Origin of the sequence: Leuconostoc carnosum (assembly GCF_007954525.1) — a bacterium.
Classification (GTDB): Bacteria; Bacillota; Bacilli; order Lactobacillales; family Lactobacillaceae; genus Leuconostoc; species Leuconostoc carnosum.
Window position 1 is genome coordinate 554539 of the sequence record NZ_CP042374.1, and the last position, 22608, is coordinate 577146.

Below are 22608 nucleotides of genomic sequence, written 5' to 3' on the forward strand. Positions count from 1 at the left end.
ATGGTATGAACGTCAACGTTGAGGAAGTTATTTGTTCTGACTATTCAAAATCAGTCATTAGGCGGCATGATAGCGGAATACAAATACTTTCTATTGGCATGAATCCTCGTGGATTAGAAAATTACAAAGGTTTGGAAATAAAAAATGCAAACGAAAAGTTAAATAACCCTTTAGAAACTACACGCCGAACAGAATTATATAAATTAGAAGAAAAAATTGAAGAGAAAAATCATCAAATTAAAACTCTAACTAAAATAAATTTATTCGTTAAAAGAACTCCTACTACCAATATTTTAGTAAAACATATAAAAGCAAGCATGACAGCGCCTAAGGTAAACGGGCTTATCGGCAGTAAAACTCTTAGTCAACTAAAAAGTGCTATGAAGGAGGCGGACTATGTATTACTAGACTGGGGTGCAGGAGTCCCTTGGAACTATGGTAAATTGAAAGAATACAAAAATGATCTGAAAGACTTACTTAATAAATATGAAGATAAACTTTATTGGTTCGGATATAATAACGATGGCTCACCAATTCACCCAGCATCTCGTAAAAAAAAGACACTTTCGAAAATTAATAAAAGTAATTTAGAAAAAATTTTTAATTAGTAAGTAATAATACAAATACGCAAATAAAAAAATCACATAGTGAAATACGTGCAGAACCACGTTAAAAGCTTTACGGGGATGAAATATGACGAAAAATACAAAAAAATTAAAAACACAAACAGTAGCTTATGGTTGGCAACTAGTTACACCTGAAAATACAGTAGTCATGGACAATGACCAGGGCAATATAGCCATTGGAGATACATCTGATAATTTTAGGGGTGGACCATTTATAGTGTTAAAAGTCAGCGAAAACGAGGTAACAGTAGCAGACAGCGGTATTTTTGCCCAAGGTGTCTCAATTACCTTAGATAAAAAAATTATCGTTAAACGGCGTCCTGATATTGAAATTAATGACTAACTAACCATTAAATAAGAAATGCACTCACAGAATGCGTAAATATTACGTGCAGAACCACGTTAAAAGCTTTACGGGGATGAAATATGAAAACACAAATTATAACTGGTTTTTGGACTGCTAAAAATTTCGTTGAAAGATTAAACGCTACTTTAACTGAATTGGAAGCAGATGGTCACGAAATTATTGAAGTCCAGTATACTGATTCCTTTTTTTGCTACTCTGCTCTAATACTATATAAGTAAAAATGCACTCGGGAAGTGGTACATACGTGCCAAGCGTTCACGCTAAAAAGTTTAAGGAGAGAAACATGAATCCAGATGAACTAAGAGTGTTATCAGATGCCCTACCAGAAACAACCAAAGAAGAATTGCTTAACCCTTCTGCACATGCAGTAGGAAAGGGATTTGGTGGCTTACTTTATTGGATGTTTCATCCACTAATTAAGTTGGGAATTAGAACTCAATCCGAAGTAGAAACATACCAAAAGTCATTTGAGGAGAAAGCTAAAAATATAGATATTGAAAACTATGACTCCTCAAATCTCGGACTAGCATATTCAACATTGCAAAGCTCAGCTGGTAGATTAGATAATGATGTACTCCGAGAAATGTTTGCACAGTTACTAACCAATACACTTGACAAAACAAAAAATTCTACAATTTCGCCCAAATTTAAATCTGTTTTAGCAAATATGAGTAATGATGAAGCAATACTACTAAACACTTTAGCTTCAAATAAATATTACAAAACTGGCTTTCCTTACCTTAATTTTTATCAAAAAACTGAAGCAAACGGTAAGTTAGATACTGCTACTGATATTATAGGTATTTCAAATGGAGAATATATCCAAAAGCACGCTGAAATAAGTGAATTAGAAATAGATGGTATTATTAAGACGAAAACTGACCAATGGTTTGATAGTGGTGAATTAGCTGATCAGTATAATTTAATTAAAGAAGATCTAAACAAAATTCCCGAATTTTCAAAAGATGAAGCTTCAAATGGAACTTTGATGTTTACTGATTTTGGTCAACGTCTAGTGAACGCCATTCTTCCTTGAGATGTTTGTATATGATGTCAGCCATTTTTGGGTCATAAGCTTTAATTGCCGTTAATAATTGATATTGAGTGATTTTTCTAATATTAACTGCTTGTTTAGCTAAAAACCGTGTCAAACTCTTGACTAAACAAAAAATTAAAATTGTTAAAACGATAAAAGATACAGTAATCGTTATAAAAATATGCATGGCTTTGATTAATTCCATTCTGTAATTTACACAATTTTACCATAATGAACATCTTAATTAATCTAATAGAAAGTAACTCCTGTCAATTATTTGACTCATGTTGTTACATCTTGAGTAACTTTGCAGTATTTCTTCACTAATTGAAAAACAAAAAGGTTGCATAAAACACGTAACAGGTTGCAACGCTCAATGTAACCTTTTTTGTAACAAAGGTTACACGCTGTTACAACGTTTGTAACGCCTTGTATAGCCATTCATGACAAAGGTTAAACGCCTATAAAGGTTGACTTTTGTTGACATTTATTGACTTTTTCATGCTTGCAAATCTTGCATTCATGTTGGAAAATGTTGGAGTTACATGCTATGTTTTGCTAAGGTTTTTGTAACTTTGCATGTTAAGTAATGTTAAGGTTTCTTGAACATTTAACATTACTATCTCATCCCCGTAACAACTTATAAGTAAACAAAAAACCACGATCTAGTTTAAATCTAGGTCGTGGTTTTATTGTGTCTATTTTAACGCTTTATTAGCCGTTTTAAGCGTTGTTAGTTATTTATATTAAAAGACACTACTTTATGTTTAATGAGCAATTTTGACCCTATTCTGCTTTAATGTGTGCGTATCAATCAATACATGGGGATGAGATTATTTTATCCACTCTGATCAAAATTCTTATACTTCAAAACATAGCCAACTATTTTAACACCCCCGCCCTTGTTACCAGAATAGAGAGCACACACATATCGTTGCCTTACAAAAATGTTCAATTTTCAAAACTTTTTTATATAGGGGGTACCCCTTAAAACGTTGATATATAGGCATTATTGATTATGGACATCAAACACTAAAACGCTGTTATATCAACGTTTATAGACTATGACATTCTAAAAAGGGGGCTATATAACACTACTGCTACAAGGCTTTAAGACACTTTACATCTAAACTACCGTAAAAAGCCCCCCCCCTAAACACACCCCGCTTTTAAAATATTGCTAACGCAGACACAATAATTTTTTATAAAGTGCATTATGCATAATATAGAGTCATCCCAAAAATAATAGAAATGGCATCAGAATCAGTAAATTACAGCAATGTTTGTGGTACCCCTAAACACCTATTTTCTGTTAAGAATGCTTGTATATCAACGCTTTTTTTTTTAAAATTAGCCACTTTGAAAATTTTTGATTTCGTCATTCGCAATAAATGAGGACGCCACCTTGTGACGCTTCCTCCAACTGCATATGGGCGGGAATATTTTTGATTTCCATAACCAAAACAGATGAAAAATACAAAACTACGCTCTATTCTTGAAGAACGTGATCATTAGTCGACTACAACTTATTTAAAGTATAGCTATCTGTGATTATAACTCTTTGGTACTTTCAACTCTTGAATTCAAATAATTAACAATTTTTTTAATATAGTCCATATTAATTAAACCAGCAAAAAATTCACCATTCTCGCTCATCACAATATTATCAGGAGATTATGTATTGTTTATACCGTTCATCTTTTGAAATATAATTTTTCATATCCTCATTTGTTGATAATAAGGTTAACAATGCTTTTTTAGACAATAATGTTCGTTCTCCGTCATGTTCCTGATAAAAATAATAGCGACGTGTAAGACCTGCTGTTCGGTTCCCAATATTCCACAGAACATCCTTCCAACTATGTTTCTCAAAAATCCCATACTTAACATTACTATCACTCATAATTACAGATTCCCCCATTAATTTATACCGATATGTCATTAAACATAAACTTATCATATTTATTTAATAAATACCCATCGCAGTGATCTATTTGTGACTTTCTTAAAAAGTTGTTTTTAGTACTTTCTCAAATTCATTTTCTGGGACATTTATTGAAAGCTTCAGCTATACTACGTTTTCCTTTTTGTGACACCATAGCGCCCCCATCATGCGTATAATCGCTCTTTGGGACGTTCTATCTTGTTGACTAGCTGATTAAGTTGTTTGTTTAATGCCATGATGTAACCTGTGGGAGCCACCACATTGTAGAACTCTATAAATGGCTTATTCTCTTTGTACTTGCTAACATACATTGCTCTTAACTCTGGCGTAAGTTGACTACTAAAGTCATCCAGAGTTGTTTTAACTGCTCGTATAAACGTCTCATTCTCACGCCTATATTCGTTATTAATTTCTGAATTGTCCAGGTATTTAATCTTTAGGTCTATCATCCCCCTAAAATAATACTGTAATATTTCACGATTTGTCCATGTTGTTGGCATATCTGCTCCTCGTTATAAGTACGCTTTATCAAAAACTAACAGGAAAAGTAATATCCGTTTCGATCGCTAACCTAATATTTAATCAAACATACCATAGGCAAGCGCAAACTTTTTCAAAGCTTTATCTTGTATCAGTCTGATAACATGTCTACTTGATATAGCTAATTGATCCCCAATATTTTCATAACTCAACTCATACAAGTATCGCAATTTGATAATGTTTTTATAACTATCATGTGGCATGTGCTCTAATGCTTCAATAACTCTACTGATAACGTTACGTGCTTCCATGGTGCGATCAAGCATATCAAGTGTTGTATTCCTGTTATTACTATTTACTGGCATGTCTGACAGTGTACGACTAGATAACTGTTGATTAGCTAAATTAATATGTGCAACGATTGCAATTTTTGGTAACTGTTGTAAAAAATGTTTCACTTCTTTTTTGTCTATATCATACGTCACTATTTGCATGTCAGCACCTCATTATTTTGATATAACTATTATATCAACTATATATCGTGTATTTATATTTATTTATTAATATGCACCACATTTTAGTTTATGTGTTATTTGTTGCCCTTTTCTGCAAATAAAAAACGGCTTAAACGCCGTTACACTGCTTACTTACGTATTTAAAATGTTTCCCATTTTGTGTGAAATGCTATGAAATACAGTGCAACGTTTTTCATAAGAAAAAGCGCTACATCAAGGTTTTTGCAACCTTATGCAACGCCATGAAATGCTAAATAGCGCTAGAGGGAGTCGAACCCTCGATTTCGGCCTGAGAAGCCGACGTCTTAACCACTTGACCATAGCGCCATAACAAGATATAAGTATACAGAAAAAACACCTCCGCGTCAACATCTTGCTAATAAAAATTAATAACTATCACCATTCATAATTGAATTTTTAACGATGACATAATCCACATGCTTTAAATCAGATAATTCTCGTCCGCCAGCGTAGGAAATCGCTGACTGTAAGTCTTCTTTCATCTCCTGCAATGTACCATAAATACGACCACGATAAGGAACAAATAGCTTTTTTCCTTCAACATGTTTGTGTTCCCCCTTTTGAAATTGTGAGGCCGAACCAAAATAAGTTTTAAATTTCCGACCATCCATTTCCACAATATCTCCTGGTGTTTCATCATGTCCAGCAAGCATAGACCCAATCATACACATAGTCGCACCAAATCGTATAGATTTGGCAATATCACCATTATATCGAATACCACCATCAGTAATAATAGGTTTTTTAGCAACTTTTGCACATAGTCGTAAGGCAGATAACTGCCAACCACCAGTCCCAAACCCTGTTTTCAGCTTAGTAATACATGCTTTACCCGGCCCAACACCAACTTTCGTTGCATCAGCACCAGCCTCTTCCAAATCACGGACCGCTTCTGGCGTTGCTACATTCCCAGCAATTACAAAGACATCGGGCAATTGATTTTTAATATATCTAATCATATGCATCACATCATCAGAATGTCCATGAGCCACATCAATTGTAATATAATCAACGTGTGCTTGTTGCGATTGCAATTCATCGATAAATTGATATTCATCGGCTTTAATACCTACAGAAATGGAAGTAATGAGCTGCTTTTGATTCATCATTTTTACAAATGGTAAACGTTTTTGTGGTTCAAAACGATGCATCACATAAAAATAGCCATTGGCTGCCAACTGTTGTGCCAATGATTCATCAATGACCGTCTGCATATTTGCCGGCACAACTGGTAATTTGAACTCATAGTCACCAAGTGTGACACGCGTATCTGCTTCGGAACGAGAATGTAAAATACCCTTTTGAGGGATTAATTGTACGTCTTCGTAATCAAATACTGTATTATAATCCATATATTATTCGCCTTTTTCTTTCTATAACCATTATAACGTAAAATATCGACAATATAAACTTGTAAACAACTATAAAAAGCGAACTTTTTGAATATGAATTCATAAAGCTCGCTTTTTATAAAAATTATCATACTGATAAAGCAACAGTCACTCACCAACCATTACTACTGCAAAACTTTGCCAGCAGCAACCTTTAGATCATCATCGCTCATTGTTTTATAAGCCTTCATATGTTCCAATGTTGACAACGTATTTTTATTGCTTTCGTCCATATAATGGTTCCACAAAGCATCGCGTAATGGGGTTTTGTCCTCGCTCCAATCAAAAACTTCGTTCATTGGAAGATCTAATGTTGCATAATGTTCATCTGCCATTTTATTGACCCCTTTTCTATACCTCTGTTATAGTTCTTTTCCTTTTAAAATGCAAATCAAAATAAAAGTAAAACAAACTTTACAAAAAAAGTAAAGCTTGCTATACTTTAAGAGAATAATAATTCATAAAAACCGAGGCTGTATGCAATGAAGAACCGTATTCAAGAACTGAGAAAGTCACGTCACATGACACAGGCTCAGCTTGCTGATGTTCTAGAAGTTACTAGGCAAACAATCATTTCACTAGAGAAAGGAAAGTACAATGCATCATTATTTTTAGCCCATGATATTGCTCAGTATTTTGGATTACCAATCGAAGAGGTTTTTATTTTTAAAGAGAGAGATTAACATGCTTAAAACATTATTTGGAGCACCAAAACCGGGTTTGAGTGATCAAGAATATATCGACTTAGTCAAATTGCAAACTAATTTTTTAGCAATTAGTTTTATTATTTTTGCAGTGATACTATTCGTTGCCAGTTTTCCGATTTACTATTTCTTTGGTCATATTATCGGCTCATTTGCCTCAGGTTTATACAGTGGTCTATTCAGCGGTGCACTTGCAGCTAAATTGATGAGTATTATATATTTATCAAACCCAAATTGGGTACACAGTCAGAAAATTAAAAATACTGATGAGCGGGTCCAATATATTCGTCAACGAGCTGACGCACTCACTTTGAAAATATTACTTGTGATATTTTATCTCATATTCGTCGTAGGATGTGGCTACTTCCCAACATATGGTTGGTATCTTTCAGCACCGTTATTGTTACTTCTAAGTTTAACATACGGTCTCAGATGGCTGCTAAACAAACTATTATAAGGAGAAATTAAATGCTTGAACTCAATCACCTCAACAAGAAATTTGGCGATAACATCGCCGTAAAAAATATGAATATGGTACTCGAGCCTGGTAAAGTTATGGGTTTGATAGGTCAAAACGGTGCGGGTAAAACAACCACCTTCCGTATGATTTTAAATTTCATCAAGCCGACATCTGGTGAGATTACTTGGGATGGTCATCCTATCACTCAAGCAGATAAACAAAAAATTGGTTTTCTACCAGAAGAACGTGGTTTGTACCAAAAACTAACCATTGAAGAACAAATTTTGTATTTTGCTGAACTTCACGGCATGCCACGCGCCGAGGCAAAGGTCGCTCTGACGGACTGGTTGCAACGTTTAAATGTTGTGGGTAAAGCGACCGACAAGGTACAGACGCTTTCCAAAGGTAATGCCCAAAAAGTACAAATGATTGCCTCACTCATTTTTACACCTAAATTACTCATTTTAGATGAGCCTTTTTCAGGGCTAGATCCTGTTAATACAAGTATTATGATGGACGAGATTGTAAGAATGAAAGACAATGGCGCAATGATTATTTTTTCAAGTCATGATATGAACAACGTCACGAAAATTTCAGATAACTTAACTATGCTAAAAAAAGGTCAAGTTGTACTACAAGGTGGCGTTCAAGAGATTCGTGAACAATTTGGTCGCACTAAAGTCTATATTGAAGGACCATTTACACAAGATGAGTTAACCAATTTTCCCGGTGTCATCACAGTGACTCAGCAAGGTGCAGGTTTTGACATCACGCTAAGTGACGAAGCAACGGGTCATCAATTATTTGATTATGTGACACGTAATGGCTATATTCCCGCATTCTCACAACAACCACCAACCCTTGATGATATTTTCCGCCAGGAGGTCGCCCTATCATGAGTAATCAACTCCGTATTGTTATTAAACAAACTTTTCGAAACCATTTCAAAAGCCGTGGTTACTGGCTGCTTGTACTATCCCCTTTACTTTTTGCAGCAATTATTGGCGGTATTACCTATGGTATTACCAAAATGCAAGGTAACACAACGCCGACAATAGCGGTCATCGCACCCTCAGAAGTACGACAAGTTTTTACTCAATCAGAAAAATCACTCAATATTAATGTATCAAAAACAACCGATAACAAGACCGCTAATCAATCGTTAACCAACGAAAAATTAGATGGTGTATTGGTTGTCGATAATGATAAGGCAACTTTAACCACACATCCAAAAAGTAACGCAATCAATAAAGAGGCTATTAATCACATTTTAGGTGACCTCTCACGTCAACAAAAAGCCACTACCTACGGTTTGACCAGCGCACAAACAGCCGAGTTAATAAAGCCTTATGATTTAAAAACTGTTGTCAAGCAATCAGACAACAAGTCAACAAATGCTGAAAATTCTGATATGGCGAATTATGGTGTTGCCGTGTCTATTGGAATAATTACCACAGTTATTGTCATGTGGTATACGTCGATGATTGCCACAGAAATTGCCAACGAAAAATCTTCACGTATTATGGAAACACTGTTAGCAGCTACATCAGCACGTGTTCAATATTTTGGTAAAATAATTGGTATTTTTGGACTCGCTACCACTCATATGTTAATTTATATTATTAGTGGCCTGTTAGCTTACCTTGGATTCAAAGATAATGCTATTGTTGAAAACCTCTCCAGCTCCTTTTCAGGTGTAACAATTGGCTTTGCACTTTTTGCCACACTATATATTTTAATTGCCGTGGCACTCTATCTCGTCTTAACATCACTCATTGCATCACTCATTAATGATAATGCCCAAGTCCAACAAGCAATACAACCAATTACATTCTTAGCTATGGTGGGTTACATGTTTAGTTTTGTTATGACAAACATGCCGAATAATATTGCTATCAAAATCTTGAGTTATGTGCCTTTCATCTCACAAAGTATGATGCCTGTTCGATTAGTAACCAAAGTTGAAACGTGGCCAGCCGCGATTATATCACTGGTTATCTCGTTTATCGCAATGATTCTCCTCGCTTGGTTTGGACAAAATATTTACGCCAAAAATGTGCTATCTTATAGTGATGACAAAATTATGTCACAATTGTTCAAAAATCTAAAAAAACAAAAGAACTAATCAATTAAAAGGCAGAAAATACTCATGGCTAAAATACCTTTTTTTCTAACCAATCCTAAGTGGTATCGTTATGAAGAAAATGTTACTAATGATGGCACAGCGTTTCAACGATTTGAACTGACAAACAAAGCACCTGAACAAGCTATTGACAGTTTTAAGCAGACAATGCTTGATATTGGCGCTGATAATCATATTGATCCCAACAACCTTAACCGTTTTCAACAAGCACTTGGATTTGCAATGCGGCAACATCTTTTCCATGAATCTCACGGGCTTAACTCTGTTCAAATAGCTGATGAGTTACATTTTATGAGTTGCGCAATTCGGTCTTATCAATTACTGAATGATACCCTCACCGCACCAAATACATTGATTTTTAGGAAACGCATAGCAACACTATACCGTCAATATTTAAAACAACACCAGACGCGTATCAACGATCCAGAACTAACGAACTGGATTATTGCGCAAGATCATAACGTTTAAGTAGATGCAAAAAGGACCGTTAGAAACTTTATCTAACGGTCCTTTTTGGATTCTATAAATTATTTATACCAACTATCAACTGATTTTTTATTTGCTTTTATCCAGTCAGCTGCTGCTTGTTTAGGTGATTTGCCATTTTGAATTTCTAGCATCACACTCTCCATATCTGATTTAGTCCAGTGGAATCGATCAAATATTTTTTCCAACTTTGGATTGTCACTTTTAAGCCCCTTACGAACAAAAGTATTGATGTTTTCACCTTTACCCATTGTTCCCTTCGGATCTTCTAAGTATTTCAAATGATACTTACTAAACATCCAATGAGGTGACCAACCGGTCACGATAATATCTTGCTTATTTTTATATGCCTTATCTAACGCTGTTGTCATAGCTCCAGATGATGATCCTAATAGGTTCCATCCTTTCAGATTTGAATAACTATCAATAGTCTTTTGGGCACTAGCCATAGCACCAGCCCCTGGTTCAATACCAGTAATTGTTTTGCCAGCTTGATTAGTCAGATCTTCAATAGAGTTAGCTTTCATATAATCTGGCACAACAAGCCCTGTTTTAGCTCCGCGTAAGTTTGGTCCTAGTACCTTCAAATCTTTCTTATACTTATCGTATAAGGTTTTATGTGTTACGGGTAGCCATGCACTTACTGAAGCATCTACCTGGCCATTAGCTACTGATTGCCATAAAACAGCATTATCTAGCGGTGTAATTGTAACATCGTAACCATGCTGACGTAATGATTCTGCTACAACATTAGTAGATGCCACTTCCGAATCCCATTCCACATAGCCGATATTGACTTTTTGTCCAGTAGTTTTATTGGAAGTCAGTGAGTTCACAACACCACCACCAATCATAACAACTACTGCAGCTAATATAGCCCAGCGACGCCATGGTTTAGCGACTGTTTTTTGACCTGATGTTGTATTCAATTTCTGTGTGAAACGGTCAATGATAATAGCTAAAATAACCAATCCTAAACCATTAACGAAACCAGATCCCACATCAGCATGCTGTACAGCAGACAACACACCACGTCCTAATCCAGGCGCACCAATCATCGATGCTGTTACCACCATCGATAAGGCCAACATAATAGTTTGATTGGCACCAGCTAAAATAGTATTTCTTGCACTTGGTAATTCTAACTTAATCAATTTTTGCCAAGTTGTTGAGCCAAAAGAATCAGCTGCTTCAACTAAAGCAGTAGGTACTTGACGGATACCCAAATCTGTCATACGTACCATAGGTGGTAAAGCAAATATTATTGAGGCGAAGACCCCAGGTACAACACCAATACCAAAGAATGCAACAGCTGGAATCAAGTATACAAAACCAGGCATTGTCTGCATAAAATCAAGAATTGGTTTAACAACTGCAGCCGTTTTTGCAGACTTGGCAGTCAAAATACCCAATGGAATACCGATAATTAACGAAATGACCGATGCCATAATTACCAAAGTAACGGTATTCATCAAATCATTCCACAAATCTTGGTTAGCAATCAATGACAACCCGACTAAAGTAAAAAGTGGAAAACCGAATTTCTTCGATGTTGTCAAAATAGCAATTAATGTAATACCCGCAATCATTAACGGCATAGGAATAGCTATTAAACCTGCCGTCATATTATCCATCACAATTTTACCAACTGACTGCATGAAATTAAATAAAGCAGCTAAATGCTGTGTCAACCAATTAACAGCATCAGTTACCCAACTTTCTAGTGGGATTTTTGGTAAATTAAGCATTTCCATCATCTCCTTCCGCACCAGCTAATGCTTCTAACACACCACCACGGATGATAACACCACGAACATGATGGTTATTATCAACAACAGCAACAGGTGTCTGTGCATCATAGATAATTGGCATAATATCTACTACTAAAGTATCTAATTGTACGGTTGGCATATCTACTACTACTTCAGACAAAGGTCTTTTATCATGGCGTGCCGAAACTGCCTCATCTGAAGACAAATAACCTAATAATTGACGACTACGACTAACAGCTACCAACCCAGAAACTTCTTCATCAGACATTTTACGCAAAGCAACTGTTGGTCCATCAACATCAATGTTTGTTGTCAATGCTGGAATCATAATACTTTCAGCAGTCAAAACCTTAGAACGATCAACGCCACCAATAAATGTTTTAACATACTCATTAGCGGGGTTTGTCAAAATTTCTTCACCAGTACCAACCTGTTGTAGCTGACCATCTTTCATAATAGCGATATGGTCGCCCAGATGTAATGCTTCATTTAAATCATGTGTAATAAAAATAATTGTTTTTTGAACGTTAGCTTGTAACTCGAGCAGTTCGTCTTGCATTTCGCCACGAACTAACGGATCTAAAGCAGAAAAGGCTTCATCCATCAATAAAATATCAGGATCATTGGTTAACGCACGTGCTAAGCCAACTCGTTGCTGCATACCACCCGATAACTGGCTAGGATACTGATCCTTAAAGCTTAGTAATTGCGCGTTGTCTAGCGCCTTCTCAGCACGTTTACGGCGCTCAGCCTTATCAACCCCTTGTATTTCCAAACCATATTCTGTGTTCTCTAGAATTGTACGATGTGGGAAAAGTGCGAAATTTTGAAACACCATACTCATTTTCTGGCGGCGAATATCTAACATTTGTTTCTTATTAAATTTTGTAATCTCTTGAGCATCAATAAACAGTTGACCGTCAGTAGGTTCAATTAAACGATTCAATAATCGAATTAATGTTGATTTTCCTGAACCGGAAAGTCCCATGATGACGAAAATTTCGCCATCTTCGATGGTCATGTTAATATCATAAACACCGACAGTACTGCCTGTCTTCTCAACAATCTCATTTTTACTTTTATTTTGCTTCACCATCTTAAGTGCAGCTTTTGGTCGCTTACCAAATATTTTAGTGAGATGTTTAATCTCTACCTTATCCATTAAATCCTCCAATTATCAAGTACAGCATCATGAGATACACTGACTTCTGTTTTCTCCATTGACTCTGCCTACGATTTACCTTATACTTCAAGGTAACAACTACTAAGTGACAACTTATATTTTTAATAAAGTTGCCTGTAAGTGATGTATTTTATTTTGTCACAAAATATCACTTTTGTCAAACTTTCAACTATTGGGAGCACGCTATGCCAACAATTAGAGAACCAAGATATCGAAAAATTGCTTATCAAATTGCACAAAAAATAGCCGATAATGAATATACTGTTGGCAGTAAATTGCATGCCCGGTCAACTTTATCGGCAACATTTGGTGTTTCGTCTGAAACTGCACGTAAAGCAATTAGTCTTTTAGCCGATTTGCAAATCGTTAAACCAATTCATGGCAGTGGCGTTGAAATTTTATCACGTCAGAAAGCTAAAACTTTTCTCAACCAAGCGCAAGAAACGTCAGATATTCAAACTACTCATGCTGAAATTAACCAGTTAATCAACAACCAAAAAATTGAACTTAAATCACTCGAATCATCATTAGCAAAACTGTTTGACCAAACACAACGTGTGCAACAACATAATCCTCTCAGCCCTTATGAACTGACATTAACTCATGATAGCCCCAAAATTGGTCAATCAATCGGAGAATTATCCTTGTGGCACAGTACAGGAGCCACACTTGTTGCTCTACTGCATAATGAAGAACTGATTATCTCACCTGGTCCCTATGCGGTCATTGAGAAAGGCGATACATTATATTTTGTCGGTAATGAGACTGTTGCCCAAACAGTACAAAATTTTATTTATTCATAAAAATGCTACTAAAAAAATTAATTAAAGAAACCATCTATCCGCTACCATTATCAGATTAACTCATAATCTGGGCAGTTAATAGATGGTTTTATCATTCTCAACTATTTTTGGCTGAATAGTTTTCTGCTAAAGTAACCGTATTTTCTAATAATGTTGCGATTGTCATTGGTCCGACACCACCTGGAACAGGTGTAATGAAGTCAGCGATACCTTGAACCGATTGAAAGTCAACATCGCCAACCGCCTTACCATCCACGTAATTCATCCCAACATCAATGACTGTTACGCCTTGCTTCAAATCAGTTCCTTGAATAAATTCTGGTATACCAACGCCAACAACGACAATATCTGCCATTTTTAGATAAGATTTGAGTGTTTCTGACGATGTATAGCGGTGAGCCAAAGTGACTGTCGCATCGGCATTGGTTAACAAAGCAAACATTGGTCGACCGAATAATTGTGAACGGCCAATGACTAGTGCCTTTTTACCAGCAAGCTCAATGTCATAGTGCTTTAATAGTGACATCACACCCTGTGGTGTTGCAGCAACTGTATAATCCGATGGCGCATCACCGAATAGCATTCCCTGAACAGTTGCACCTAATCCGTCAGCATCTTTATGTGGTGCAACAGCTGAAAACACCTCACGCTCCTTAACACCTTTGGCTAAGGGGCTCTGTACAAGAATACCTGAGATAGTATCGTCAGCATTTAATTGTTCAACTAACGAGATGATACTTTGCGTTGTTGCATTAGCATCGGTTGGAATATCACGTGTTTGGATACCGAGCGCTGATGCTTTTTTTGATTTCATCCCAACATACAAGCGACTACCATCATTTTTAGGATCATATATCACAGCTAGTGTCACTGGCTTATCTAATTGTGCGACACGCTCAGCCGTTTGGACGTTTGTTAATTTAGCAACTGCCGCCCCATCAAGAATTTCTGTCATTAAAAATCTCCTTCGTTAGTTATCAATTTGTGTTATATTCATTTTAACAAATAAATCCATTGGAGTTTACTATGTTGGATAAACGTATGAGTTGGGATCAATATTTCATTGCCCAATCCGCCATATTATCAACACGATCAACATGTACACGACTGCATGTTGGCGCTGTCATTGTCAAAAATAATCGGATCATTGCAAGTGGTTACAACGGCTCAGTTGCTGGTACACCACATTGTACCGAAGTCGGCGACCTCATTGTTGATGGTCACTGCATTCGTGCTGTCCACGCTGAACAAAATGCTTTGATGCAAGCTGCTCAAATGGGGATCGTTGTTAATGGTGCCACGGTATATGTGACTGATGTCCCTTGCATTCACTGTACAAAACTACTATTACAAGCTGGTGTAACAAAAATCAATTTTATGCGTAACTACCGTAACGACCCTTTTGCTGAAGAACTATTATCAAGGAAAAATGTGCCCTTACAACAAGTCCCCTTTTCCTCAGAAACGGCTAAACAAATTGATTTAAACCAATTTATCTCACATGAATAATTGGTCGTAACTCATCAAAACGAATCAAAAAATAACAAATGTTTTATCATTTTTAAATACTTATAAATTTGCTTGTTTGCCAATTATTCGTTAATATTTAAGTTAAGCGAATAATTGAAAGGAACAACGTCCATGTCTGTTTGAAATTTAATATTTAACGGTCATCATATGATAATGATTGAAATTTCATCACCAACAGGACTCTGTCAAACACATGTCTAAAAATGAACAGCAATATCTTAATCTCGCCCAGAAAATTCTCAATGAAGGTACCCTTAAAACTGATCGTACCGGTACGGGCACTTACTCTTTATTTGGGTCGCAGATGCGCTTTAATCTACAAGAAGGCTTTCCACTTTTAACAACTAAAAAAGTTTATTTTGGTTTGATTAAATCAGAATTACTATGGTTTTTACGTGGAGATAACAATATCCGCTTCTTATTGCAACACAAAAACCATATTTGGGATGAATGGGCTTTTAAGAATTGGGTTAATTCTGACCAATATGATGGTCCCGATATGACCAATTTTAGCCACCGTGCGCAAGCAGATGAACAATTTGCAACAATATATCAACAGCAAAAAGAAATTTTTATTGATAAAATTTTAAACGATGATGACTTTATGGAAGCATTTGGTTACATTGGGGATGTCTATGGTAAATTATGGCGTCGTTGGGAGACTAAAAGTTTCACGGCTGATCATACAACCATTGATCAAGTCAGTCGTTTGATCGAACAGATTAAAACCACACCAGACTCACGACGTTTGATTTTAACAGCATGGAATCCTGAAACAACACCACAAGCACCTTTGCCTTCATGTCATGTATTAAGCCAATTTTATGTGGCTGATGGTAAAATTAGCCTGCAATTATATCAACGTTCAGGCGACTTTTTCCTTGGTGTCCCATTTAATATCGCTTCATATTCACTGTTACTACACATGGTTGCAGCACAAACAGGTTACGAAGTTGGTGATTTCATTCATACTATCGGTGATACACACATCTACAGCAATCATGTTGATCAGATTAAAGAACAAATTTCACGTCCTATGCATGACTTGCCTAAATTATGGCTAAATCCCGAGGTTAAATCAATTTTTGATTACACCATGGCAGATATCAAAGTCTTGGACTACGACAGTGAACCTGGTATTAAAGCACCAGTTGCAGTTTAAAAGGTAAACTATGAAAATCAGACCACTTGAAAAAGGAGATTTACCTTATATTTATCAACAAGAAAACTCACGAAAAGTGATGGCACTATGGTTTCAAGAAGCCTATACCTCTTTTGATGAATTGCAAATATTATATGAAAGACATATATTAGATCAAACAGAACGCCGTTTCGTTGTGGAAAATGATGAACAATTTATTGGCGTCGTTGAACTTGTTGATATTGATCCGTTGCATCGACATACTGAAATACAAATTATCATTAATTCAGATTACCAAGGCCATGGTTATGCACAATTAGCTATGAAATCTGGTATCGACTATGCTTTTAAAGTGCTAAATATGCACAAAGTTTACCTTTATGTTGATGTTGATAACAGCGCAGCTATTCATATCTATAAAAAAGTTGGTTTTATTGAAGAAGGGATCCTCCGTCAGCATTTTTTTGCCGAAGGCCGCTACCATGATAGTCTAATGATGGGCATCTTAGCTAACGAATTCACAAGTAAAAATTAACCACAAATAAAAAAGCAAGCTCGTAAGTGAGCTTGCTTTTTTATTTACAATCTTCTGATAAAAATGTAAAACATGAGCTTAGTCATTCTTATCCTTCAGGTTGAATTAATTGTGAACCTAATTCATAGTTATGAGAATAGTCAACCGGAATATCAACAACTACTGGACCTTGCGTGGCAAAAGCTTCATCCAATACGGCATCTAGTTCATCTGGTGTCGTCACGCGTAACCCTTTAGCACCAAAACTATCCGCATATTTAACAATATCGATATTACCAAAATCAACACCAGCGGATTGACCGTCATACTTCATCTCTTCTTGGAATTTGACCATGTCATAATGGGCATTATCATTCCAAACAATGTGCACTGTATTTAAATTCAAACGTACTGCCGTTTCCAGTTCCATAGCTGAAAAGAAGAAACCACCATCACCAGAAACCGAAACAGATTTAACATTTGGCCGTACCATCGCAGCAGTCATCGCCCATGGTAACCCAACGCCCAATGTTTGCATACCATTAGAAATTAAGAAATGACGAGGAACGTAAGATTTAAAATGACGTGCCATCCAAATATAGTGTGAGCCAATATCTGTGGAAACTGTCATATCATCAGTAACATGATTTTGGATTGATTGAATAACGTCCAATGGATGATTCAAATTTCCTTCTGCAGGCGTATAAGTTGGCTCATCAGAAGCACGCAAATCAGCCTTCAATAATTTCAGAGTTGCTTGACTGTCTTCTGGCAAAACATATCCTTTGATATTGTCTGTCAGAATAGACAAACTTTGCGCTAAATCACCAATCAATTGGCGTTGCGGTACAAAATTATTATCAATTTGTACATGAGTTGTATCTAAAGCAACAATATTAAGAACATTTTCTTTATTCCAGTTACGTGGTTCATATTCGATAGCATCATAACCGATTGTAATTACTAGGTCAGATTGTTGCAATAATCGATCACCAACTTGATTTCGAAATAGACCAATCCGACCAAAGAAAGTGTCAGCTTCCAACTCACGTGAAATCACGCCAGCACCCTGGAACGTTTCCACAACAGGTAAGGTTGTTTGTTCAAGTAACTGATGTAATGCCGCTACAGTGGTATCATCGGATCCACGTGACCCAACAAGCAACACTGGTAGTTTAGCCTGACGTATTTGCTCTGCTAACCATGATAAATCCGCTAGTGCAGCAGGACCTGACTTGGCTTGATGTACTTTTGGTAACGCATTAATTGATACTGGCGCGTCGTCAACATCTTGTGGTAATGACACAAAAGCAGCGCCTTTTTTAGCGCCATTAGCGGTAGCGAATGCATTAGCTATAATTTCAGATATATTATTAGGATCTTGAATTTCTGAACTGTACTTAGTAATTGAATTAAATAGTGCTACTGAATTTGTTGATTGGTGAGTCAAGCGATATAAATCTTTACGCTGTACTTGACCACCAATGGCAACCACAGGATCACTTTCAGCATTAGCTGTCATTAATCCTGTAACCAAATTACCAACACCAGGGCCAGAAGTAACGACCACTACACCAGTTTTTCCAGTGATTCTAGCAAATGCTTGCGCCATGAAGGCTGCATTTTGTTCATGACGCGTCACAATTAATTTTGGTACTTTCTGACCTGCAGATGGATGTTCCAACGTTTCAAATAAACGATCAATTTTAGCACCTGGAATACCAAAAAGTAAATTAACGCCTTGATTTGTTAGACTATCGACAACGAGATCTGAACCATATTTTTGTTCTGACATATTACTTGAGAGTGAGCGCTGCGCCGTTAAAATTTACGATGTGATCCAACAAAATATACCAATAGTTAAATATCACAAGATAACCAGCGTGGTGACACTCGTTTCCTCCATCATTTGTTAATAACCATATCATAGCACTTTTATATAACAAATTGTGAGTGAAAGATTGTGAAGCTTATCTTTATATCAACGTTTGTAGCTTCACAATGTTATTTTGGCACAAAAAAACCAGCTCATAAATAACTGGTTATCTATCATCTATTAATTTTTTAATTAGTCACTGAACTCAAAAACAAAGTCAGAATCATTAATACGAACATCATCACCATCTTTAGCGCCAGCCTTACGTAAGGCATCATCAACGCCCATATGACGTAATTGACGTCCAAAACGCATAATTGTAGCATCACGCTGGATATTAGTCATCAAGAATAGCTTCTCAACTTCATCACCGCCAACGACCCACTGTTCATCCTCTGCTGACCAATTAATTGTGAAATCATGCTTTTCTGGCTTAAAGTCATAAGTCTTTTCTGTCTCATCAACTTCAATTGCTGGACGATAACTTTCAGGAGATGGTGCTTTTTCAAGCATTTCCGCTGTTAAAGTCATTAATTCTTTCACATGATCACGTGTTAGTGCAGAAATCGGCAGAATAGTTGGTGTCTCTAATAAGCCTGAATCAGCTGCTACTTTTTCTCTAAACTCAGTCAAATTCTCAGCTGAATCTGGCATATCCATTTTTGTTGGTACCACAATTTGTGGACGATTAAGAATGGTTTCATCATATTGTTGTAATTCTGTTAAGATTTTACGATATTGTGTATAAGGATCTGTTCCTTCAATACCTGACATATCAACTAAATGTAAAATAACCTTTGTTCGTTCCACATGTCGTAAAAATCGGAAACCTAAGCCAATGCCTTCAGAAGCACCTTCGATCAATCCTGGTAAGTCAGCCATGACGAAGTCTCGCCCATCATCTAAACGTACCATACCAATATTTGGTGCTAAAGTTGTAAAATGATAAGCTGCTATCTTTGGTTTTGCATTTGAAACAACTGACAATAAAGTAGACTTTCCAGCTGATGGAAATCCAACTAATCCAACATCAGCCAGTACTTTCAGTTCTAATTTCAAATTACGTAGCTCGCCTGGTTCTCCGTTTTCAGAAAGTTCAGGCGCGGGGTTAGCCGACGTCGCAAAATGAATATTACCACGACCGCCACGACCGCCACGAGCTACAACGAGTTCTTGCCCATTCTCTAATAAATCACCTAAAACTGCACCCGTATCAATGTTACTTACTGTCGTGCCTTGTGGCACTTTAATATAACGGTCGTCAGACGAGGCACCAGTCATCCCCTTTGTGCCACCATTACCACCTGGTTGTGCTTTAAAATGGCGATTATAACGAAAGTCCATCAAGGTACGTAATCCTTCATCAACTTTAAAAATAATGGATCCACCGTGACCACCATCACCGCCAAAGGGACCACCCATTGGTTCGAATTTTTCGTGACGAAACGAAACGATGCCGTCGCCACCTTTTCCAGCTTTTACTTCAATTTCTGCTTGATCTACAAATGCCATATTATTTAGAGCACGCAAGAAAAGTCATTAAGAGGTTCCTAATCTCAGTAAATAGTCATTAAACTATTCAATACGGAACATTGATTTTTCCCAACTCGTGCCTTTTCTCCTTGTCTGCCTATAATTCATGAGCTTGCGATAATTAACACTCTAGTTTAACATAAAACAAACTTTAGTGCGAATAACTGCTATATTTCAGCCTTGAGTCCTGATCCGGTTTGTAAACTCATATGGATCACACGTGCTAGTTTTTCATTAATCCCAATGGCTTCTAATTCTTTCACACTCGCTGCTGCAATTTTTGGTAATGACCCAAATTCACGTAATAGCTTTTGCCGTGTTTTTGGTCCAACACCGTCAATTGTATCTAAACGTGAAGCCAGTGAATTCTTACTACGCAATTGCCGATGAAAATTAATCGCAAATCGGTGCACTTCTTCTTGCACACGCTGAACTAAAAAGAAACCTTCTGATTGCTTATCTAACGTTACAATTTGCTCAGTTTTACCATCAATTAAATCAGCCGTCTTGTGTTTGTCATTTTTAACCATCGCTGCGATTGGCACATTTGTCATGCCTAATTCATCTTCTAGTACTTCTTTGGCAGCATGTAATTGTATCTCACCACCATCCATCAGAATCAAATCAGGCATCGTGCCACCCTCTTTAAGCAGGCGACCATAACGTCGACGGATAACTTCTTGTGTTTCTGACCATTCATCAGCATGATCAACTGACTTAATTTTATATTTTCGATATAAATCCTTATTCGGTACACCATCATCGAAAACAACCATTGCGCTAACAATCTCAACGCCTTGCGTATGCGAATGATCAAATGCTTCAATGCGATGCCCCAATGGTAGATTTAAAGCATTTGTAATTTCAGCCATTGCGCCGGTTGTTTTTTTCTCGTTTAATTGCATTAATCGAAATTTTTCTTCCAATGCAATTCTAGCATTCTTACCTGCTAAATCTAATAAATCACGTTTTTCTCCTCTAATCGGTGTCCGTACAGGTACTGATAACACCTCGGATAATGCTATGGTATCAATGCCTTTAGGTACGAGAACCTCACGTGGTTTTTGAATATTACGCTGTAAATAAAATTGTTGGATAAAGCTGAGGACTTCTTCTTCAGCTTCGCCAACAACAGAAAAAGTACGCTTGAATTGGCGAATTAATCGAGCTTGACGTAAGAAGAATACTTCAACAGTCATCCAACCTTTATCCAAATAATAATTGAATAAATCACGTGGCGTTGTATCTTTAGACAACACACGTTGACTTTCAACAGTTTCATCAATATATTTCAATTGATCTCTCAAATCAGCAGCACGTTCAAATTCTAATGTTTCTGCAGCAATTTTCATTTTTTCATTTATTGAACGTTTAACAGTGGCAGTATCCCCGTCTAAAAAGCGCTTAATCCGCTCAATTTGTGTTTGATAATCGCTGGCCGACACTTCGCGCCAACATGGTCCTAAACACTGGCCCATATTGTAATATAAACAAGGGCGTCCTTGATAACCATTACAACGACGTAAAGGATAATTTTTTTCTAAAAAACGCAAGGTTTCTTGTGCAGCGTAAACGTTTGGATACGGACCAAAATAAAAGCCGCCATCTTTTTTCACTTCATTGACTAGCGACATTTTTGGATCACGTTCTTTGCTAATTTTAATATAAGGATAGCCTGTACCATATTTTAGTCGAATATTGTAATATGGCTTATACTTTTTAATCAGCTCATTTTCTAACAAAAAAGCTTCTTTATCAGAATTAGTAACAATAAAATCAAAATCAACAATATTTTGGACTAGCTCGGCTGTCTTGCCATCATGATCTTGCTTGAAGTAAGAACGTACACGATTCTTTAGATTTTTAGCTTTACCAACATAAATAATTTTATCGTTTTTATCCTTCATTTGATATGACCCAGGTTCTGCTGGCAGTAACGTGAGTTTTTGTTCGATGTGTTTCGAGGGATTTGCTAACATAGTTTTATTATACCAAGCCTTGTATACTTTTTGGCAAAATAAAAACACGCGTTCGCGTGTTCCTACTTATCATTCTACTAATATCATGATTTAAACATTTGGT

General features: G+C 36.5%; 25 protein-coding genes and 1 tRNA gene. 13 read left to right on the top strand and 13 right to left on the bottom strand.

Annotation, left to right across the window (positions count from 1 at the left end; translation table 11 throughout):
- Window positions 1-5 precede the first annotated feature (5 nt).
- The 4 genes from FGL89_RS02605 to FGL89_RS02615 all read left to right on the top strand — a co-directional run bounded on the left by FGL89_RS02605 (window position 6) and on the right by FGL89_RS02615 (window position 2029).
- Window positions 6-608 carry a DUF1643 domain-containing protein gene (locus FGL89_RS02605; protein ID WP_014973952.1) on the top strand — a complete coding sequence of 201 codons (603 nt, stop codon included), beginning with the start codon at window positions 6-8 and terminating at the stop codon, window positions 606-608.
- A gap of 85 nt (window positions 609-693) precedes the next feature.
- A complete protein-coding gene (locus tag FGL89_RS02610; protein ID WP_014973951.1) occupies window positions 694-969 on the top strand; it encodes a hypothetical protein in 276 nt (91 codons plus the stop codon).
- An 83-nt stretch (window positions 970-1052) separates the two neighbouring features.
- Window positions 1053-1211, top strand: coding sequence for a hypothetical protein (locus FGL89_RS08605; RefSeq protein ID WP_014973950.1), 159 nt, complete (start codon window positions 1053-1055; stop codon window positions 1209-1211).
- Window positions 1212-1276: 65 nt separating this feature from the next.
- Window positions 1277-2029, top strand: coding sequence for an Abi-alpha family protein (locus tag FGL89_RS02615; RefSeq protein WP_014973949.1), 753 nt, complete (start codon window positions 1277-1279; stop codon window positions 2027-2029).
- Here the strand turns inward: FGL89_RS02615 and FGL89_RS02620 are convergent.
- The 7 genes from FGL89_RS02620 to FGL89_RS02650 all read right to left on the bottom strand — a co-directional run bounded on the left by FGL89_RS02620 (window position 1986) and on the right by FGL89_RS02650 (window position 6716).
- Window positions 1986-2234 carry a hypothetical protein gene (locus FGL89_RS02620; RefSeq protein WP_081579528.1) on the bottom strand — a complete coding sequence of 83 codons (249 nt, stop codon included), beginning with the start codon at window positions 2232-2234 and terminating at the stop codon, window positions 1986-1988. The two genes, FGL89_RS02615 and FGL89_RS02620, sit on opposite strands and share 44 nt — an antisense overlap.
- Before the next feature lie 1461 nt (window positions 2235-3695).
- Window positions 3696-3932: a hypothetical protein gene (locus tag FGL89_RS02625; protein ID WP_014973948.1), complete on the bottom strand. Its 237-nt coding sequence runs from the start codon at window positions 3930-3932 to the stop codon at window positions 3696-3698.
- A 206-nt stretch (window positions 3933-4138) separates the two neighbouring features.
- Complete coding sequence (locus tag FGL89_RS02630) at window positions 4139-4474, bottom strand: hypothetical protein (RefSeq protein WP_014973947.1); 336 nt, start codon at window positions 4472-4474, stop codon at window positions 4139-4141.
- Window positions 4475-4552: 78 nt separating this feature from the next.
- Complete coding sequence (locus FGL89_RS02635) at window positions 4553-4948, bottom strand: sigma factor-like helix-turn-helix DNA-binding protein (protein ID WP_014973946.1); 396 nt, start codon at window positions 4946-4948, stop codon at window positions 4553-4555.
- A 276-nt stretch (window positions 4949-5224) separates the two neighbouring features.
- A tRNA-Glu gene (locus FGL89_RS02640) sits at window positions 5225-5296 on the bottom strand.
- A 59-nt stretch (window positions 5297-5355) separates the two neighbouring features.
- Window positions 5356-6342, bottom strand: a complete 987-nt coding sequence (locus tag FGL89_RS02645) for a GMP reductase (protein ID WP_014973945.1) — start codon at window positions 6340-6342, stop codon at window positions 5356-5358.
- A 164-nt stretch (window positions 6343-6506) separates the two neighbouring features.
- On the bottom strand, window positions 6507-6716 hold the full coding sequence (locus FGL89_RS02650) for a P8 family protein (protein ID WP_014973944.1): 210 nt from the start codon (window positions 6714-6716) through the stop codon (window positions 6507-6509).
- Between the two features lie 147 nt (window positions 6717-6863).
- Between FGL89_RS02650 and FGL89_RS02655 the strand changes: the two genes are divergently transcribed.
- From FGL89_RS02655 to FGL89_RS02675, 5 genes are read left to right on the top strand one after another with little or no spacing between them, the layout of a single operon-like run.
- Window positions 6864-7064: a helix-turn-helix transcriptional regulator gene (locus tag FGL89_RS02655; protein WP_014973943.1), complete on the top strand. Its 201-nt coding sequence runs from the start codon at window positions 6864-6866 to the stop codon at window positions 7062-7064.
- Between the two features lies 1 nt (window position 7065).
- Window positions 7066-7542: a hypothetical protein gene (locus FGL89_RS02660; protein WP_014973942.1), complete on the top strand. Its 477-nt coding sequence runs from the start codon at window positions 7066-7068 to the stop codon at window positions 7540-7542.
- 11 nt (window positions 7543-7553) lie between these two features.
- Window positions 7554-8444 (top strand): ABC transporter ATP-binding protein, encoded by an 891-nt coding sequence (locus FGL89_RS02665; RefSeq protein ID WP_014973941.1) that lies wholly within the window; start codon window positions 7554-7556, stop codon window positions 8442-8444.
- Window positions 8441-9670: an ABC transporter permease gene (locus FGL89_RS02670; protein ID WP_014973940.1), complete on the top strand. Its 1230-nt coding sequence runs from the start codon at window positions 8441-8443 to the stop codon at window positions 9668-9670. Before FGL89_RS02665 ends, FGL89_RS02670 begins: the two co-directional genes overlap by 4 nt.
- A gap of 24 nt (window positions 9671-9694) precedes the next feature.
- Window positions 9695-10156 carry a hypothetical protein gene (locus tag FGL89_RS02675; RefSeq protein WP_014973939.1) on the top strand — a complete coding sequence of 154 codons (462 nt, stop codon included), beginning with the start codon at window positions 9695-9697 and terminating at the stop codon, window positions 10154-10156.
- Between the two features lie 59 nt (window positions 10157-10215).
- Here the strand turns inward: FGL89_RS02675 and FGL89_RS02680 are convergent, their stop codons facing one another.
- The gene (locus tag FGL89_RS02680; RefSeq protein WP_014973938.1) at window positions 10216-11922 is read right to left on the bottom strand and encodes an ABC transporter permease/substrate binding protein; all 1707 of its coding nucleotides are present in this window, start codon (window positions 11920-11922) and stop codon (window positions 10216-10218) included.
- A complete protein-coding gene (locus tag FGL89_RS02685; RefSeq protein ID WP_135198073.1) occupies window positions 11915-13108 on the bottom strand; it encodes a quaternary amine ABC transporter ATP-binding protein in 1194 nt (397 codons plus the stop codon). Before FGL89_RS02685 ends, FGL89_RS02680 begins: the two co-directional genes overlap by 8 nt.
- 206 nt (window positions 13109-13314) lie before the next feature.
- Between FGL89_RS02685 and FGL89_RS02690 the strand changes: the two genes are divergently transcribed.
- Window positions 13315-13932: a GntR family transcriptional regulator gene (locus tag FGL89_RS02690; protein ID WP_147000334.1), complete on the top strand. Its 618-nt coding sequence runs from the start codon at window positions 13315-13317 to the stop codon at window positions 13930-13932.
- A 97-nt stretch (window positions 13933-14029) separates the two neighbouring features.
- On the opposite strand, the gene FGL89_RS02695 is transcribed toward FGL89_RS02690, so the two are convergent.
- Complete coding sequence (locus FGL89_RS02695; protein WP_147000336.1) at window positions 14030-14887, bottom strand: bifunctional 5,10-methylenetetrahydrofolate dehydrogenase/5,10-methenyltetrahydrofolate cyclohydrolase; 858 nt, start codon at window positions 14885-14887, stop codon at window positions 14030-14032.
- Window positions 14888-14958: 71 nt separating this feature from the next.
- Between FGL89_RS02695 and FGL89_RS02700 the strand changes: the two genes are divergently transcribed.
- The 3 genes from FGL89_RS02700 (at window position 14959) to FGL89_RS02710 (ending at window position 17138) form a co-directional block, all read left to right on the top strand.
- Entirely contained in the window at window positions 14959-15441 is a 483-nt protein-coding gene (locus FGL89_RS02700; RefSeq protein ID WP_014973934.1) for a deaminase, read from the top strand.
- 214 nt (window positions 15442-15655) lie between these two features.
- Window positions 15656-16624, top strand: a complete 969-nt coding sequence (locus tag FGL89_RS02705; RefSeq protein ID WP_147000338.1) for a thymidylate synthase — start codon at window positions 15656-15658, stop codon at window positions 16622-16624.
- Window positions 16625-16634: 10 nt separating this feature from the next.
- The gene (locus FGL89_RS02710; RefSeq protein WP_014973932.1) at window positions 16635-17138 is read left to right on the top strand and encodes a GNAT family N-acetyltransferase; all 504 of its coding nucleotides are present in this window, start codon (window positions 16635-16637) and stop codon (window positions 17136-17138) included.
- Window positions 17139-17226: 88 nt separating this feature from the next.
- Here FGL89_RS02710 and alsS read toward each other — a convergent pair whose 3' ends face one another.
- From alsS to uvrC, 3 genes are all read right to left on the bottom strand, one after another.
- Window positions 17227-18912 carry an acetolactate synthase AlsS gene (gene alsS / locus FGL89_RS02715; protein ID WP_147000339.1) on the bottom strand — a complete coding sequence of 562 codons (1686 nt, stop codon included), beginning with the start codon at window positions 18910-18912 and terminating at the stop codon, window positions 17227-17229.
- A gap of 273 nt (window positions 18913-19185) precedes the next feature.
- Entirely contained in the window at window positions 19186-20505 is a 1320-nt protein-coding gene (obgE, locus tag FGL89_RS02720; RefSeq protein ID WP_147000341.1) for a GTPase ObgE, read from the bottom strand.
- A 188-nt stretch (window positions 20506-20693) separates the two neighbouring features.
- Window positions 20694-22505 (bottom strand): excinuclease ABC subunit UvrC, encoded by a 1812-nt coding sequence (gene uvrC / locus FGL89_RS02725; protein ID WP_147000343.1) that lies wholly within the window; start codon window positions 22503-22505, stop codon window positions 20694-20696.
- Window positions 22506-22608: the final 103 nt, after the last annotated feature.

Excerpts from the sequence above, each read along its gene's own strand:
- FGL89_RS02615 (WP_014973949.1), top strand. The coding sequence starts at position 1,277 with ATGAATCCAGATGAACTAAGAGTGTTATCAGATGCCCTACCAGAAACA.
- FGL89_RS02605 (WP_014973952.1), top strand. The coding sequence starts at position 6 with ATGAACGTCAACGTTGAGGAAGTTATTTGTTCTGACTATTCAAAATCA.
- FGL89_RS02630 (WP_014973947.1), bottom strand. The coding sequence starts at position 4,474 with ATGCCAACAACATGGACAAATCGTGAAATATTACAGTATTATTTTAGG.
- FGL89_RS02620 (WP_081579528.1), bottom strand. The coding sequence starts at position 2,234 with ATGGAATTAATCAAAGCCATGCATATTTTTATAACGATTACTGTATCT.
- FGL89_RS02655 (WP_014973943.1), top strand. The coding sequence starts at position 6,864 with ATGAAGAACCGTATTCAAGAACTGAGAAAGTCACGTCACATGACACAG.
- FGL89_RS02650 (WP_014973944.1), bottom strand. The coding sequence starts at position 6,716 with ATGGCAGATGAACATTATGCAACATTAGATCTTCCAATGAACGAAGTT.
- FGL89_RS02670 (WP_014973940.1), top strand. The coding sequence starts at position 8,441 with ATGAGTAATCAACTCCGTATTGTTATTAAACAAACTTTTCGAAACCAT.
- uvrC (WP_147000343.1), bottom strand. The coding sequence starts at position 22,505 with ATGTTAGCAAATCCCTCGAAACACATCGAACAAAAACTCACGTTACTG.
- FGL89_RS02695 (WP_147000336.1), bottom strand. The coding sequence starts at position 14,887 with ATGACAGAAATTCTTGATGGGGCGGCAGTTGCTAAATTAACAAACGTC.
- FGL89_RS02710 (WP_014973932.1), top strand. The coding sequence starts at position 16,635 with ATGAAAATCAGACCACTTGAAAAAGGAGATTTACCTTATATTTATCAA.
- FGL89_RS02700 (WP_014973934.1), top strand. The coding sequence starts at position 14,959 with ATGTTGGATAAACGTATGAGTTGGGATCAATATTTCATTGCCCAATCC.
- FGL89_RS02705 (WP_147000338.1), top strand. The coding sequence starts at position 15,656 with ATGTCTAAAAATGAACAGCAATATCTTAATCTCGCCCAGAAAATTCTC.
- FGL89_RS02665 (WP_014973941.1), top strand. The coding sequence starts at position 7,554 with ATGCTTGAACTCAATCACCTCAACAAGAAATTTGGCGATAACATCGCC.
- obgE (WP_147000341.1), bottom strand. The coding sequence starts at position 20,505 with ATGGCATTTGTAGATCAAGCAGAAATTGAAGTAAAAGCTGGAAAAGGT.
- alsS (WP_147000339.1), bottom strand. The coding sequence starts at position 18,912 with ATGTCAGAACAAAAATATGGTTCAGATCTCGTTGTCGATAGTCTAACA.
- FGL89_RS02675 (WP_014973939.1), top strand. The coding sequence starts at position 9,695 with ATGGCTAAAATACCTTTTTTTCTAACCAATCCTAAGTGGTATCGTTAT.
- FGL89_RS02690 (WP_147000334.1), top strand. The coding sequence starts at position 13,315 with ATGCCAACAATTAGAGAACCAAGATATCGAAAAATTGCTTATCAAATT.
- FGL89_RS02610 (WP_014973951.1), top strand. The coding sequence starts at position 694 with ATGACGAAAAATACAAAAAAATTAAAAACACAAACAGTAGCTTATGGT.
- FGL89_RS02635 (WP_014973946.1), bottom strand. The coding sequence starts at position 4,948 with ATGCAAATAGTGACGTATGATATAGACAAAAAAGAAGTGAAACATTTT.
- FGL89_RS02660 (WP_014973942.1), top strand. The coding sequence starts at position 7,066 with ATGCTTAAAACATTATTTGGAGCACCAAAACCGGGTTTGAGTGATCAA.
- FGL89_RS02685 (WP_135198073.1), bottom strand. The coding sequence starts at position 13,108 with ATGGATAAGGTAGAGATTAAACATCTCACTAAAATATTTGGTAAGCGA.
- FGL89_RS02680 (WP_014973938.1), bottom strand. The coding sequence starts at position 11,922 with ATGCTTAATTTACCAAAAATCCCACTAGAAAGTTGGGTAACTGATGCT.
- FGL89_RS08605 (WP_014973950.1), top strand. The coding sequence starts at position 1,053 with ATGAAAACACAAATTATAACTGGTTTTTGGACTGCTAAAAATTTCGTT.
- FGL89_RS02645 (WP_014973945.1), bottom strand. The coding sequence starts at position 6,342 with ATGGATTATAATACAGTATTTGATTACGAAGACGTACAATTAATCCCT.
- FGL89_RS02625 (WP_014973948.1), bottom strand. The coding sequence starts at position 3,932 with ATGAGTGATAGTAATGTTAAGTATGGGATTTTTGAGAAACATAGTTGG.